Origin of the sequence: Bacteroides sp. AF29-11 (assembly GCF_003602895.1) — a bacterium.
GTDB lineage: Bacteria > Bacteroidota > Bacteroidia > Bacteroidales > Bacteroidaceae > Bacteroides > Bacteroides uniformis.
Genome location: NZ_QTLY01000015.1, coordinates 1 through 15,779 on the forward strand (window position 1 = coordinate 1; position 15,779 = coordinate 15,779).

The 15,779-nt window shown below is 47.2% G+C and carries 8 protein-coding genes; 5 read left to right on the forward strand and 3 right to left on the reverse strand.

All coding sequences use genetic code 11. The features are described 5' to 3' along the window. On the reverse strand, positions 1 to 126 hold a 126-nt coding region (locus tag DWZ03_RS19520; RefSeq protein ID WP_165859872.1), incomplete at its 3' end, for a DNA-3-methyladenine glycosylase I. Between the two features lie 137 nt (positions 127 to 263). On the opposite strand from DWZ03_RS19520, the gene DWZ03_RS19525 reads away from it, so the two are divergent. Next, positions 264 to 1,484, forward strand: a complete 1,221-nt coding sequence (locus DWZ03_RS19525) for an ATP-binding protein (protein WP_005830138.1) — start codon at positions 264 to 266, stop codon at positions 1,482 to 1,484. On the opposite strand, the gene DWZ03_RS19530 is transcribed toward DWZ03_RS19525, so the two are convergent. Both DWZ03_RS19530 and DWZ03_RS19535 read right to left on the reverse strand, forming a co-directional pair. Next, positions 1,481 to 3,574 carry a BT4734/BF3469 family protein gene (locus DWZ03_RS19530; RefSeq protein WP_120130546.1) on the reverse strand — a complete coding sequence of 698 codons (2,094 nt, stop codon included), beginning with the start codon at positions 3,572 to 3,574 and terminating at the stop codon, positions 1,481 to 1,483. The two genes, DWZ03_RS19525 and DWZ03_RS19530, sit on opposite strands and share 4 nt — an antisense overlap. Positions 3,575 to 4,146: 572 nt before the next feature. Next, positions 4,147 to 4,587, reverse strand: coding sequence for a DUF6078 family protein (locus DWZ03_RS19535; RefSeq protein WP_005833259.1), 441 nt, complete (start codon positions 4,585 to 4,587; stop codon positions 4,147 to 4,149). A gap of 269 nt (positions 4,588 to 4,856) precedes the next feature. On the opposite strand from DWZ03_RS19535, the gene DWZ03_RS19540 reads away from it, so the two are divergent. The 4 genes from DWZ03_RS19540 (at position 4,857) to DWZ03_RS19555 (ending at position 15,769) form a co-directional block, all read left to right on the forward strand. Beyond that, complete coding sequence (locus DWZ03_RS19540; RefSeq protein ID WP_061411574.1) at positions 4,857 to 8,993, forward strand: hybrid sensor histidine kinase/response regulator transcription factor; 4,137 nt, start codon at positions 4,857 to 4,859, stop codon at positions 8,991 to 8,993. 166 nt (positions 8,994 to 9,159) lie between these two features. After that, on the forward strand, positions 9,160 to 12,438 hold the full coding sequence (locus DWZ03_RS19545; protein ID WP_005833257.1) for a SusC/RagA family TonB-linked outer membrane protein: 3,279 nt from the start codon (positions 9,160 to 9,162) through the stop codon (positions 12,436 to 12,438). Between the two features lie 23 nt (positions 12,439 to 12,461). Continuing rightward, the gene (locus DWZ03_RS19550) at positions 12,462 to 14,519 is read left to right on the forward strand and encodes a RagB/SusD family nutrient uptake outer membrane protein (protein WP_005833256.1); all 2,058 of its coding nucleotides are present in this window, start codon (positions 12,462 to 12,464) and stop codon (positions 14,517 to 14,519) included. Positions 14,520 to 14,617: 98 nt separating this feature from the next. Further along, the gene (locus DWZ03_RS19555) at positions 14,618 to 15,769 is read left to right on the forward strand and encodes a glycoside hydrolase family 43 protein (RefSeq protein ID WP_005833255.1); all 1,152 of its coding nucleotides are present in this window, start codon (positions 14,618 to 14,620) and stop codon (positions 15,767 to 15,769) included. Positions 15,770 to 15,779 lie beyond the last annotated feature (10 nt).

The following is a 15,779-nucleotide window of genomic DNA, read 5'->3' on the forward strand; positions in this document are numbered from 1 at the left end:
CAATACAAGAAACTCGAATAGTGTCTTGTCGTCTGTTACCGGTTTTCCCCACTCTTCATCGTGGTATTTCACATACAGCTCGTAGGTTCCGCACCAGCCGCAACGTCCGTTTATAATGTCTTGCATAAGCGTTATTTTTGTAATGAGGTGCTAAGGTAGTGCTTTCATTCCGAATAAACAAATCTATCTATTCTAAATGGATAGATTTGTTTATTCGGAATGGAATGTTTATATTTGTATCTGAATATAAATGACATAGCCCTATGATAAGCAAATCGGATATAGTAGAAGCCATACGTGTGCAACGTGAACGGTTGAGGAAATTTCAAAGTTTCCGACGTGACCTATTGTTGTCTTTACCTCCCTTGGTAGCAGACTATGCACTGATTATATCTGGTATTCGCCGTTGTGGTAAGAGTACATTGCTGGCACAATTATCGGTGGATAGATACAAGCCGGAAGAGGTGCTCTCCTTGAATTTTGATACCCCTTTACTGTATGGATTTGAATTCAGTGATTTCCGTATAGTGGATGAAGTTATTAAGGAACATGAAGGGTGTATCGCTCTTCTTTTTGACGAAATACAGATTGTTGATGGTTGGGAGGTGTATATTCGGGGCAAGTTGGATGAAGGGTTTTATGTGGGAATCACCGGCTCCAATGCTTCGATGTTGAGTCGTGAATTGGGCACGAAGTTGACAGGAAGACATATTACGAAAGAACTGTTCCCTTTTTCGTATGCTGAATATTGCGGTTTTACGGGTAAGACTATCGGTGACAGTTCCTTGTACGACTATCTGCATCAGGGTGGCTTCCCTCAATACTTGCAACTGGATGATCAGGATGTTCTGACGGATTTAGTCAATGATATAGTATATCGTGATATTGCCGTGAGATATAATATACGTGATGACCACTCTTTGAAAAGTCTCTTGGCCTATTTGATGGGGAATGTGGGCAATCTGGTGTCTGCTACAAAACTGAAACAGATACTGGGAATGAAAAGTACTTCTACTGTGTCTGATTATTTCTCTTATTTCGAACAGACTTACTTGATAAACTTTGTTCCGAAATTTTCATATTCATATAAAGCGCAACTGTTGAACCCGAAGAAAGTGTATTGTGTGGACAATGGTGTTGTATTTGTCACCTCTCCATCTTTCACCCGTGATGAGGGTCGGAGGCTGGAGAACATGGTTTTTGCGGAATTGCGTCGCCGTTATTCTGAGATATTCTATTATAATGAGAACCGGAAGGAATGCGACTTTATAGTTGTACGCAATTCTGTGCCCCAGCTTGCCATCCAGGTATGCTATGCCTTGACCGCAGAAAACCGGAAAAGGGAAGTAGATGGCTTACTGGATGCCTTGTCTTTCTTCAAGATGGGGCATGGACTGATACTCACTTATAACCAACATGACAAATTTTCCGTAGGAGATAAAACGATAGAAGCATTGCCGGTGTCTGAATATTTTAAAGACTAATCTTCTTGTCTCTTGCACTCCACCACATGATACAGCGTGCCGAACCGTGTTCTGCGGGACGGCACTTCATGTTTCTGCAGTATCCTTCCGAATACATTCACTCTCTTGGTGGACAGCGGGATGGCGCTGTACCGGCGCAGGCGGTTCAGTATTTCGGCAGAAGACAGCCATTCTCCCTCCTCGTCATTTCCGGCAACGCGGAAATAGTGGTAGAACAGTTGCTCTTCGGGCGGTATCTGTTCGAAATCGTGGTTGTTTTCCGTCATAATCCGTTCGTCCGACTGGTCGAACCAATAGCGTTCGCCGTGGTCCAGTTCGTGCATGGCCTGGGCATAAAGCTGGTTGTAGTCTATCGGGCGGTTGGTGTCTATTGCTTCCGTCACTTCTATGCAGATGAACCGGCGACTGCCGCTGGGGTCGGTCAGCAAGTCCTTCTGGTTGCTGGTGGCGATGAACGAGGCGTATCGGCGCATCTCGAGCACGGCATTGGCGTATGGCTTGCGCACGTTGACCACCGGCTTCTGGAGGATATGTTTCAGGAATCCTTGCTGGGTGCTGCTTATCTGGTCGAATTCATCGATGTTGATGAGCGCAAAACGGTTGAGGTAAAGTTCGGCGTCGCGCTTGCGCGAGAAGTCGATGCTGTCCGTATAATAGGCACGCAGCTCGGGTGGGACGATGCTTCGGCAAAAGGTGCTTTTGCGGGTGCCTTGTGCACCTACCAATAAGGGGGAGACGCTGTTGGTATATTTCTTGTCGGTATTGCCGCGCCAGTGTGCCACCATGTTGAGAAACCAGCGGTGGAACAGTTCGGCCCAGTACAGGTTGTTGCAGGGTACTGTCCGGGCGAGTGCCAGGATACGGTCTTTCCCGTCCCAGTGCGGAAGGTCGTACAGATAATCTTCCAGCGGATTGAATACCGGGATGCGGTTGGAGTAGATGTACCGGCTGATGTCTCTGTCCCACAAGGGAATGCCTTCCGACTGTGCATCCAGTGCAATGCTGTTCAGCGTGCGCTTGTCGATGGGGGAGAAGCGGAAACGGAACGAGTGGCGTTCACGGTATTCCACTTCGCCCACCTGGGTATTGTAGCGGAAGTCGTAGCGGCGTTTCATGAACTCGTCCGTCTGTATGGCAAGTCTTTGCTCTTTGCTGAGGCTGCTTTGGGTATTGAAGCCTTTGTTCTCTTGGTAAACGCTTCTTACAATCTGCCGGATGACAGTCTCTTTTTGGCGCAGATAATAATGGAAATAGGTACGCTTCACGGTCTCTTCTTCGGGGATGCCCGAACGGAAACAGTTCTCGGCAAGGCGTACGGTCAGGGAGTGCAGGCTGTTGTCGGCACCGGCACCCGTCGCTTCGGCGAAAGTCTTCTGCAAGGCGGCTTCAAACAGCATGATGATGGCTTCTTCGGCTTCATATCCCGGCACGGCGCGCGTCAGGGGTGACTTCTCGTCTTGCAGGGCTTCCCGATAGGTGGTTTCGTCGGGCATGGAGACGGGCTGTGCAAGATAGAACTGTATGGAGTCCGGGCGGTACATGGCTTCGGGGTCGAAGGAGAGGCGGGAGTACTGTTCCAGCTTGGGCTCTTTCAGCAGAATGTCGAAAGGCAGTTGGGGCTGGTAGCATTTCACGGCAAGGCGGTAGGCATGGGCGTGGAATACTTCGGCTTCTTCCCGTTTGCCCGGCAGCGAATTGTTCGGACGGGTGAAGGTAGTCCAAATCTTTACAGTCCGTCCGCTGGAACCGGTGAATACGAGCCGCGTCTGGGGCTGTTCCCAGGCAAGACGTTTCACAAGGGCTATTTCGGACTTGCCGGAAAGCGGGCCTACGGTCAGTTCCACGATGCCGTTGTAGGTTTTCATCTGGCAGACACCGTTCGTCTTGCGGAATTCGGCTGCCGGGAGTACTTTGGGCAGTCGGTCTGCCTCGTTGCAGCGCTTGCCGGGCAAGCAGTATCGCAGTTGCTGGCGGAAAGTGGATACGGGCTGGGTTTTGGTCTCCGTTTTGATTTTCTGTAGGAAGGTGTCCAAGTCTGTCGTGCTCAGTGTCAGATTCCCGTCTTTTTCTCTCAGTTGGGTGATTTTCATTTCTATTTTTTGTTTTGTCACATGCAGGCAAAATGGTTTGCTTACAGTGTACTAAGGTACGACAATTAGGCTCTTTTTGCAAGTGATTCCATGCTTTTTTAGGTCGATTCCAGCGTTTTTCTGTGGAAAATCTGATGTTTTGAGTCGAAAAAGCTGGTGATTTGGGATGCTTTGTGCAGACTTCCACGCTGGTTTTGCTTGTCGGAACAATAGTTTCCGGCTATTGAAACAAAAGGTTTTACTTGTTGAAACCAATGGTTTTCCTAAGGGAAACTCTCAGTTTCTCTTGTTGAAACTTTTGTTTTAGAAGGTTAAAACCAATAGTATTTGCTTAAGAAACTAAAAGTTTCATACTGAGAACTAGGCATATAGCACTATTCTGTGGTGAATGAAGTAAGTATCGGATACTGCTTTTGTTATGGCGTGATGGATGGTTGTGAAGATTTTTATCTATCACGGGTATCTTTCACGCTTTAATCGGTTTATAATCAAAAGGATATCCCCCTCTGCGTGATAGCATGACAGATGTTTTTCAAAAATAAACTTTGTAAGAGCTGAGCTGTCCGGATGCTTCAATCGTTGTAGCTGTATTCTTCGCTGTATCTCTCGAATTTCGGTTCTTCGGCAATTCCGTATTGTTTGAAAACCTGACGGATATATGCTTGTGCCTTTGGAAACAAGCCTTGTTCCTGGCGGTAAAAGCGATAATAGGTGGTCTTGCCAAAGTGTCCTACAAGCTGGTTCCTCATCGGGGCTGCACATTTGTGGGGTACATTGTCCAGCAGATGCCGGATGCCCCATGCTACTCGGTACTTTTGGGCTTTCCGAAAATAAGGGCAGTCGGTGGTATCGGCAGGGATACGGTTCGGGTTGATGATACTTAAGGTGGGATATTGCGAGGTACAATTGATAGCGGCCAGATGGTGCAGGCATTCTTCCTTATGGATGCACTGGCTGTGGAAGCAATGCGCAAAGCCATAAGGCACAGACTGGTAGTCGAATTTATTTTTCATATGTTGTTTGCTTGTCTACGGTTAGGGTGTAGAACACGGCTGTAAAGGTAAGGAATAAAGTTGTTATAACAAGGCTTTTCTTGAAGGAGTTAGAGGGGGAGCACGGCTCTTTCATTTAAGGGAGTTATCGGGAGTTAGAAGGAGTTATCGCCCTCTAACTCCTTCAGGAAAAGCCTCGTTTGAAGTATTTGCAGACAAAAAAAGAGTATAATTCTTCTTTAAAGTGAGCTGAACTTGCTATATTTGTCATAATTCCTAATATCTGGTATATGAAAAATAGAGTAAGTTTTTTTTGTCTGCATACGTGTCTTCTCCTGTTCAGCTGTTGGACAATGTATCCTGCCTTGGGGCATGCGGCTGATGGGGATGTTATTTCCCGTTTGAAGTTCAAGCAGATTTCTACATTAGACGGATTACCGACGGATGAGGTCCAGAAAATATATCAGGATAAGGAAGGGTTTTTGTGGTTTGCCACCCGGTATGGTTTCTGTAAATACGACGGTTACCAGATTACTGTCTATAAATCGAGCTTGAATACTCCCGGTTTGTTGACCAGTAACAACATTTATTGTTTTGCCGATGACAATGACGGCTTCTTGTGGATTGGTACACAAGAGGGGTTGAACACACTCAATAAGAAAACCGGAGAAATCCGTCAATATACTGCGCCTGCCATTCCCAACAATGCGGTCTCATGCCTGTTGGTCACCCGGGAAAATGAGGTATGGATTGGTACGGATTCTGGCTTATGCCGGTATGTGGCAGAGAAGGACTCCTTCGTGATGTATGACGGCAAGTCCACCGATGGTATATTTCCCGCAGCTTCCATTAAATCGTTGTTCGAGGACTCGGATGGGGATTTGTGGGTCGGTACCTGGTCCAGTGGTCTTTTTCGTTATTCCCGGAAGGAGGATAAATTCTATGCATATCCCAAAATCAATGAACGGAACTCGGCACATGTTATCTATCAGGATTCAAACCGGAAAATGTGGGTCGGTGGCTGGGATTGCGGATTATTTCTCTTGAATCACCCAAAGGATATGGCAAACGTGTCTTATACGCATTATTCGCATAGGATAGGGGATGATGCCAGCTTGTCGGACAATATTGTTTATGATATTGTGGAGGATGTACACACCCATACCTTGTGGATAGGGACCCGGGTGGGGCTGAGCATTATGAAGCAGGAGAATCCCGGTACATTCATTAATTACAAGTCGTTGCATTCGGCATATCATATACCTTGTGATGAAATAAATTCACTGTTGCGCGACCGCTTCAATAATATCTGGCTGGGTTCCATTGGCGGCGGTGTCCTGATGATAGACACGAAACAATCTCCGTTTGCTTTCTATTCTTTGAATCTGGCAGAGGATGACGTGCCTACTACTGCCGTCCGCGCTTTGTTTGCCGATGCAGATAAAGACCTTTGGCTGGGTACCGGAAGTTATGGGCTGGCACGCAAGGATTATGAAACCGGTGTGTTGTCGTTCTTTTCCCATATCCCGGAATTCTCGGATATTCCCAGTGTACCCACGGTCAATTACATTATTCAGCGTAAGAATGGAGAAGTATGGTTCGCTACCTATGACGGTGGTATCTTGATTTATGAGAAAGGAGAGAAAGTGAAGGTGCTGACTGAATCCGACACGCCTTATCTCTATTCGGATTGCGTTTCGGCCTTGTGTGAGGACAGTAAGGGGAATTGTTGGGTAGGCTGTCGCGGCGGTATGGGAATCAGTTTGGCCGATGGAGGGCATTATAGGTTCGGAACACTTTCTTTTGCCGGAGGCGGGTTGGCGGATTGGTATCATGTGAAGGACATTGTGGAGGATGCGGATGGCAGCTTCTGGATTGCGACAGCCAACTATGGAATTATACATATTATGGGGGATGTGTTGCATCCCGAAACGCTGAAATATAGTAACTATAGTTATAACAACGGCCAGCTGGCAACGAACTCGGTGTTGTGTTTGCATGTGGATAAATCGGGAAGGCTATGGGCCGGAACTGAGGGAGGAGGGTTGTATCTATATGATTATAAGGAAAATGTATTTACGGAAAAGAATCAGGAATATCAGCTGTCTGCCGACATGATAGGGTCTATAGAGGAAGACAGGCAAGGGTGTCTATGGATGGGGACTAATATGGGGCTGGTACAGCTTTTTGTACCGATGGACGAGAATTTGGCTACGGTCCGTGTCTATACGACAGCAGACGGTCTGCAGGATAACTTTTTCATATCACAGTCTTCTTGCAGTAGGGAGGGCGAGTTATTCTTTGGAGGAAATAAGGGTTATAACAGTTTCCTTCCTGCATCTCTGGAGAAAGACAATGAAGCTGTGCCTTATCTGATTACGGATATAAAAATCTTCAACCGTTCTTTTGCGGTATTGGAACCGGAGGTCAGAGAACGGATTTCTTCTGTCATGCCTTCGTTTACGCGGAAGTTAGATCTGCCTTACGGATATAATAATTTCAGTATTGAATTCGCATCCCTTACTTATAAGAATCCCGGTTTAAATCGGTATGCTTATCAGCTTGTAGGTTTTGACAAGGATTGGCAATATACGGATGCCAACCGCCGTTTTGCCTATTATAATAATTTGAAGAGCGGTACTTATCGGTTCCGTCTGAAAGCCACCAATGAAAATGGCATTTGGAGTCAGGAAATCCGTGAACTTGAGGTGGTGGTATTGCCACCGTTCTGGGCTACATGGTGGGCTTATATCATTTATGCACTGATAGGGGCAGCTATTGTCTGCTTCATTCTCCGGACAGCAAAGAACAGGATGCAGCTGCGTAATGAGCTGCATCTTCGGGAGATGGAGAAGTCCAAACTGGAAGAACTGAATCATGCCAAATTGCAGTTCTTTACAAATATCACGCATGAACTGCTGACTCCGCTGACCATTATCTCGGCTACCGTCGATGAGTTGAAGATGCGGTTTCCCGGGCATGACGACCTTTATACGGTAATGGGTAGCAATATCAGCAGGCTCATCCGTCTGTTGCAGCAGATTCTTGAATTTCGTAAAGCAGAAACCGGCAATCTGAAGTTGCGTGTCTCTCCAGGAGATGTGGCGGCGTTTGTGAAAAATGAAGCCGAATCTTTCCTGCCGCTTGTCAAAAAGCGCAAGATACATTTCTCCGTACTCTGTAATCCGGAGTCGATTATCGGTTATTTTGATACGGACAAGCTGGACAAGATTCTCTACAACCTGCTTTCCAATGCCGCCAAATATAATAAGGAGGGTGGCTATATACAAGTCACGCTGATGTATGCCGAAGACAGGGACTTCGTCCGGTTGCATGTAAAGGATAATGGCAGTGGCATTTCAAAGGACAAGCAGAAGAGCCTCTTCAAGCGGTTCTACGAGGGGGATTACCGGAAGTTCAACACCATTGGTACGGGCATCGGCCTTTCTTTGGTAAAGGACTTGGTGGAGCTGCATGGAGGAAGCATTGAAGTGGAGAGCGAGGAAGGCCGGGGAACGGAATTCATCGTGACCTTGCCCGTAGACCGCTCTTACTTTAAGGAAGAACAGATTGATGAGGAAGCTGTACTTCCGGTACAGAAAACCGTTACCTATCTTGAAGAGGAGAATGCGGAGAATGTGGTTGCTGAAAAGCCCAAAGCGCATACCATACTGGTGGTGGAGGACAATGAGGAGCTTTTGCAGTTAATGGTCCGGCTGCTGAAACGTGAATACAATGTCCATACGGCCGAAAACGGTCAGGAGGCTGTGACTGTGCTTGACAATGAGGATATTGACCTGATTGTTTCGGACGTGATGATGCCCGTAATGGACGGCATCGAGTTTTGCAGGTATGTGAAGAACAAGTTGGAACTCAGTCATATTCCCGTGATTCTTCTGACAGCCAAGAACAAGGAGGAAGACCGTGCCGAAGCTTATGAAGTGGGGGCGGATGCCTTTATCAGTAAACCGTTCAACCTGGCCGTGCTGCATGCACGCATCCGCAATCTGCTGAAATACAAAGAACGCAAGGCGCATGACTTTAAGAACCAACTGGTGTTCGAAATCAAGGAACTGGACTATACTAGCATTGATGAGGACTTCATGCAGCGTGCCATTGACTGCGTAAACCGCCATCTGGAAGATTCAGACTTCGACCAGCCCCAGTTTGTGGAGGAGATGGGCACCAGCAAGTCCACCCTTTACAAGAAACTGAAATCCCTGACGGGACTGAATACTTCTGCCTTTATCCGTAACATCCGTCTGAAAGCGGCCTGCCGCATTATGGAGGAGAAGGGGAGTTCTGTGCGTGTTTCCGATCTGGCGTATGCCGTCGGTTTTAATGACCCGAAATATTTCAGTTCTTGTTTCAAAAAGGAATTCGGCATGTTGCCGACGGAATATCAGGAACGCTTCATACAGTCATAGATCAAGTCAAATTATGCTTCAATTAGGTCGAATAACTAAAATTCTACCTCGTAGAAGCATTATTGGAGGTCTTCCTATCAGCATTCGCCTACATTTGCCATTGTTTTCACGGTTAAAATGAAGAGTGAAAGTGAAACAATTAATGTTTAATCTTAAAGTTTATACAATGAAAAGACAGAGATTCTTTGAAGGACTCGGGCTGAAAGTGTATGTCACTTTGGCCATTTGTATGGCCCTTCTGTTGAATGTTCAGTTCTTGAACGCACAGAGTTCGACAATCAATGTAAAAGGTGTGGTTAATGATGCGATGGGACCGGTGATTGGCGCCAGTGTAGTGGAGAAAGGGAATGCGACGAATGGAACAATTACCGACATTGACGGTAATTTCTCTTTGAAAGTCCCTTCGGATGCCACTTTGACAATCAGCTTTATCGGTTATAAGACGGTAGAGCTGCCGGTGGCTGGAAAAACATCCTTTACTGTGACTCTGAAAGAAGACAGCGAAATGCTGGACGAGGTGGTAGTGGTAGGTTTCGGCACGCAGAAGAAGGTGAACCTGACAGGTTCTGTGGGGCTGGCTACGGCGAAGGAAATTGAAGCACGTCCGGTAGCGAATGCCACGCAGGCATTGCAGGGCTTGGTACCGGGCTTGCAGATTACGACCAATACCGGTGAACTGGACAAGAATATGTCCATCAATATCCGTGGCAACGGTACCATCGGTGACGGCTCAAGCGGAAGTCCGCTGATTTTGATTGACGGTATGGAAGGTGACATCAATACGGTGAATCCGCAGGACATCGAGAATATTTCTGTATTGAAGGATGCTGCCGCTTCCTCTATTTATGGGTCGCGTGCACCGTTCGGTGTTATCTTGGTGACTACCAAGAAAGGCAAATCGGGCAAGCCGACTATCAACTACAACAACAGCTTCCGCTTCAACAGTCCGGTGAATCTGCCGGAGATGATGGACTCCTATACCTTTGCCAACTACTTCAATGAGGCTGCACGCAACGGTCAGGACAATGCCCAGTTCTCTGATACAGTGATGCAGCAGATGCTTGACTTCCAGGCTGCGGGAGGTACTAATCGTGGCGGTTTGCCTACTGATGGCAATGTATGGGGTAAACCGGCAGGCGACCCGTTTACTACGGCGTATGCCAATACTGACTGGTTTTCCGAAATCTACAAGGGCTCTTCCTTCTCGCAAGAACATAATTTCAGTGTAAGCGGTGGTGGTGACAAGTTCAATTATTATGCTTCATTGGGCTATCTGGATCAGAATGGTTTGCTCCGTCATGGTTCCGATGACTTGAAGCGCTATAATGCTACTGCCAAATTTGGTGCCGAGCTGACCAAATGGTTGAAGTTCAATTACAGCTTGCGTTATGTCCGTCAAGACCTTGGCCGTCCTACCAATTTTGGTGGCGGTTTGTATGAGAGAATCGGCCGTCAGACTTGGCCTAATCTTCCGGTTTATGATGAAAACGGCTATTATTTTAATGGTAATGCCGATACGCCGGCGATGTCACTTGCATTGGGTGGTGAGCGCGATGTGCAGACAGATAAGGTTTATCATCAAGCAAGCTTGGTATTCGAACCCGTGAAGAATTGGATTACCAATGTTGAGTTCAACTATAGTACCAATTCTATAGATACACGTGAAACCGGACTTCCTTACTATAACCACGATGTGAGTGGAAATATTGTGGATACGCAAGGAACCTCAAGTCTCTATCAAGACTACAAGAAAGAGAGCTACATGAACTGGAATATTTACTCCACTTATTCTCTTGCTATCAATGATGATCATAATTTTAAGGTAATGGGTGGTTTTCAGTCCGAAGAAATGCGCCAGAAGTTTTTTAGTGCCAAAGGATATGGTTTGCAGGTGGAAGACCTTCCGGAACTGGACTTGATTTCGAATATTGACGGCGCCGGTAAGGATAAGGTGCCCGAGGTGGGTGGCTATCGTAATGAGTGGGCCACAGCGGGTTTCTTTGGCCGCTTGAACTATGATTATAAAGGTCGTTATCTGGCAGAGGCCAATTTGCGCTATGATGGTACCTCCCGCTTCCGCCGTGGCAATCGTTGGCAGTTGTCTCCCTCCTTCTCTTTGGGTTGGAACATTGCCCAGGAAAACTTCTGGGAAGATTTTGCGGATGTTTGCAATCAGTTGAAGTTCCGTTTCTCTTATGGTGAACTGGGGAATATGAATACAAACGGCTGGTATCCTACTTATCGTGCCATGACATTGAAGCAGGCAAACGGAAGCTGGCTGCAGAATGGACTGAAACCAAACACTGCTTATGTAGGCGACCTTATCAGTACAGCCTTGACTTGGGAGAAAGTGCGTACCTGGAATATCGGTCTTGACTGGGGGCTGTTCAACAACCGTCTGACCGGGTCATTCGATGCTTATATCCGTTATACGGACAATATGGTAGGTCCGTCTGTAGAGTTGCCCGCTACATTGGGTATTGCGACTCCCAAGACCAATAACTGTGACTTGAAGACGAAGGGTTGGGAACTTACCATCGGATGGCAGGACCGCACCAACTTCGGTATGGGCTATGGCATTAAGTTCAATGTTTCTGATGCACGTACTTATATAGACAGATACCCGGGTAACCCGACAAACTCAATCAATACTTATATCGCAGGCCGCGAGATTGGTGAAATCTGGGGCTTTGAAACCGTGGGAATTGCCAAGACAGATGATGAGATGCAGGCGCATCTGAATAAAGTGGGCGGACAAAGTGCCATCGGTTCCGGCGTTTGGACTGCCGGTGACATCATGTATGCCGACCAGGATGGAAAACCGGGCATCACCAAAGGTGCACAGACTTTGGAGGACCACGGTGATTTGAAGGTGATAGGCAACAATACTCCCCGTTATCATTTCGGTCTTGACTTGAATGCCAATTACAAGGGATTTGATGTTCGCCTCTTCTTCCAGGGAGTGATGAAGCGTGACTACTGGCAGGGTTCCAATATCTTCTGGGGCGTTGGCCAATGGGGTATGTGGTGGTCAACCGGTTTGAAGGAACACGAAGATTACTTCCGTGATGAACCCGTCGGGCTGGCCGGTCATGAGATTGCCGCCAATGTCAATTCATACTATGCGCGTCCGAGATTTGACAGTACCCAGAACCAGGAAACCCAAACCCGCTATCTGCAGGATGCGTCTTATATCCGTTTGAAGAACTTCCAGCTTGGCTACACATTGCCTGCTTCCATGATTCGCAAAATCGGTATCACCAACTGCCGCATCTTCGTATCGGGCGAGAATCTGTGGACGGGAACCAAACTGAGCAAGTTGTTCGATCCCGAAACCATCAGCGGTGGTAACACGGACAGCAATGCTTCTGCACCTATCAAGAGTGCCGGTAATGCATACCCGCTTTCAAGAACTTGGTCTTTTGGACTTAGCGTATCACTTTAATCCCATAAATAATGAAGAATATTATGAAATCGAATTATAGATATATTGTAAAAGCGTTCATGGCAATGGCAGTGATTGCCGGAACGACTTCCTGCGATGATTTTCTGGACAGAGAGCCGATGTCAAGCATTTCTCCCGAAACCTATTACTCCACTGCGGCCCAGTTGGAAGCCAATCTGAATGATGAATATCCCAATGTCCTTCCGTCATTCGGCCAGTGGACTTATGGCATCTTCGGTGAAGACAAAGGAACCGATAACCAGATAGAGGTGAATGCCAATGACCGCTATACCCAGGATCGCTGGAAAGTACCTCATAGCGAAAGTGACAATTGGAAGTTCGAACGCATCTATCGTATTAATTTCTTTTTGTCTGAAGCACTTCCCAAATTCGGTGAGGACATGAGCGGTTCACAAAATACAATTTCCGGGAGTGTAGCCACCATCAAGCACTATATCGGAGAAATGTACTTCCTGCGTGCTTACGAGTACTTTAAGAAGCTCCAGTTGTTCGGCGACTTCCCGATTATCAACCAACCGCTTGCCGATGAGATGGAAGCTCTCCGTGAAGCCAGCAAACGTTTTCCGCGTAATGAAGTGGCACGTTTCATCATTTCCGATCTTGACAAGGCTTATGCCTATATGAGTGATGTCGATATGGCGACGACCCGTATCAATAAGGATGTTGCGATGCTGGTTAAGTCACGTGTGGCACTGTTCGAGGCTACTTGGTTGCAGAATTTCAAGGGTACGGCATTCGTACCTGGTGGAGAAGGCTGGCCGGGGGCATCTCTTCACAACAATTATCAGTATCCGAGCGGAAACATTGATAATGAAGTGAAGTACTTCTTGGAACAGGCCGTAGAGGCTTCCAAACTTGTAGCAGATAAATACAAAGGGAGTTTGACGGAGAATACCGGTGTGTTGCAACAATCAGCTGATGACCCGTCAAATCCTTACTTTGATATGTTTGCACAAGAAGACCTTTCGGATGTGAAGGAAGTACTGTTGTGGCGCCAGTATGCCCGCGGACTCTCTACTCATAACATCAATGCCGCTGCCGGACGTGGTAATTACCGTATCGGTCTGACCCGTGGATTCGTACAGAATTTCCTGATGAAGGATGGTACTCCGGTTTATGCTCACGGTTCTTATGCGGATGGTGACGGCTATTATATGGGCGACAAGACGGTTGCTGATGTACGTGTAAACCGTGACCCGCGTCTCAGTATCTTCCTGAAAGAACCGGGACAGAAGAACATCCTTTTTGAAGTTGATAATAATGAAGGTACGGAAGTTGTGATGGAAGAGCCCTATCCGGCCATTACGAGTGGTGACGGTGAGCGTGGCTATGCTACCGGCTATGCATTGCGCAAGGGTGGTTCATTCAACCGTAAGTATTATGCCAATGGCGGTGGTTATACGGCAGCTGTATGTTTCCGTGCGGCTGAGGCTCTGCTGAATTATATGGAAGCAAGTTATCTGCTCAATGGAACGCTGGATGCTACGGCTCGTGAATATTGGACTGTACTTCGTCAACGTGCCGGCATCAGTACTGATTTTGACAAGACTATCGCTGCAACGGACATGAGCAAGGAGGCTGAAAATGATTGGGGAGCCTATACGGGTGGAAGTGTCATCTCTGACAAGACTCTGTATAATATCCGTCGTGAACGTCGTTGCGAGTTCCTGGCTGAAGGTCTTCGCTACATGGACTTGTGCCGTTGGCGTTCTATGGACCAACTGATGACTGCTCCCAGCCATCTGGAAGGTATGCATTTGTGGAATACTCCGATGGAGGACTGGTATCTGGATGATAATGGAAAATCCATTTTGGTTGCTGACGGGACAGACAAGGCTAATGTCTCATCGAAAGACAAGAGTGAGTATCTCCGTCCGTTCGAGAGAAGCAGCAACCAGTCTGCCTATAACGGCTGTACTTGGAAGATGGCACACTATTTGAATCCTATCATGATCAAGCAATTCCAGTTGACAGCCACTTCGGGAGCGGATGTATCGACTTCCATTCTTTACCAGAATCCTTATTGGCCGGTGGTAGCTGACCAGCCGGCTGAGAAATAAAGGCATTTTTCAATAGGTATTTGATTTAGGGGGTAGGATACACTTTCCGGTGAGAAGGCGTCCTGCTCCCTTCTTTATAAATAGAAACAAGACAGAGTATGACTAATTTTAATTTCAAGTTTTTAGGGGCATGGTTGGTTATCGTAGCGTCAATCACCGGCCTACAGGCACAAAATGATTTCACCTTAAAGGGAAAGGACGAAATGGTTCCGGCCGGAGTGTGGAACGATGTAAACGGGGAGTATATTAATGCACACGGTGGTGGTATACTGTTATTTGACAGTAAATATTATTGGTTCGGTGAACACCGTCCGGCAAAGGGATTCTCTACGGAAGTGGGAGTAACTTGCTACTCTTCTACCGATTTATGTAACTGGAGATACGAGGGGGTGGCCTTGTCTGTATCGGAAGAAGCGGGCAATGAAATAGAGAAAGGCTGTATTATGGAACGTCCCAAGGTGATTTACAACAAAAGGACGAAGAAATTTGTCATGTGGTTTCATTTGGAGCTGAAGGGTAAAGGCTATGAGGCTGCCCGTGCGGGAGTGGCTGTCAGTGATTCTCCGACGGGACCTTATCGTTTTGTTTCTTCGAGTCGTGTCTGCCCTGGAATATTTCCGCTGAATATGACGGAGGAAGAACGGGACATGCAGTGGAATATGGAACAGTTTGAAGAATGGTGGACACCCGAGTGGAGAGAGGCTGTAAATAAGGGGTTGTTCGTGAAGCGTGACTTGGAGGGCGGACAGATGTCCCGTGACATGACATTGTATGTTGACGATGATGGGATAGCTTATCATATCTACTCTTCGGAAGAGAATCTGACCTTGCAAATAGCCGAACTGACAGATGACTATCAAGGACATTCCGGAAAATATGTCCGTCTCTTTCCGGGGGGACACAATGAGGCACCGGCTATCTTCAAGAAAGACGGCACTTACTGGATGATAACTTCCGGTTGTACCGGCTGGGCGCCCAATGCGGCGCGTCTGTTCTCGGCTCCTTCCATCTGGGGACCGTGGAAACAGCATCCCAATCCCTGCCAGGGCGAGGGAAGTGAGCGGACTTTCGGCGGTCAAAGCACTTACATTTTGCAGCTTCCCGGCAACCGCTACCTTTTCATGGCCGATATTTGGCGGCCCAAGAGCCTAATGTATTCGGGATATCTCTGGATTCCGGTCCGGTTTGATGAAGAGGGGATGCCTTATCTTACCCTTTCCGGCAAATGCAATCCGTCAGATGGTCGTTGATAAACCCCGA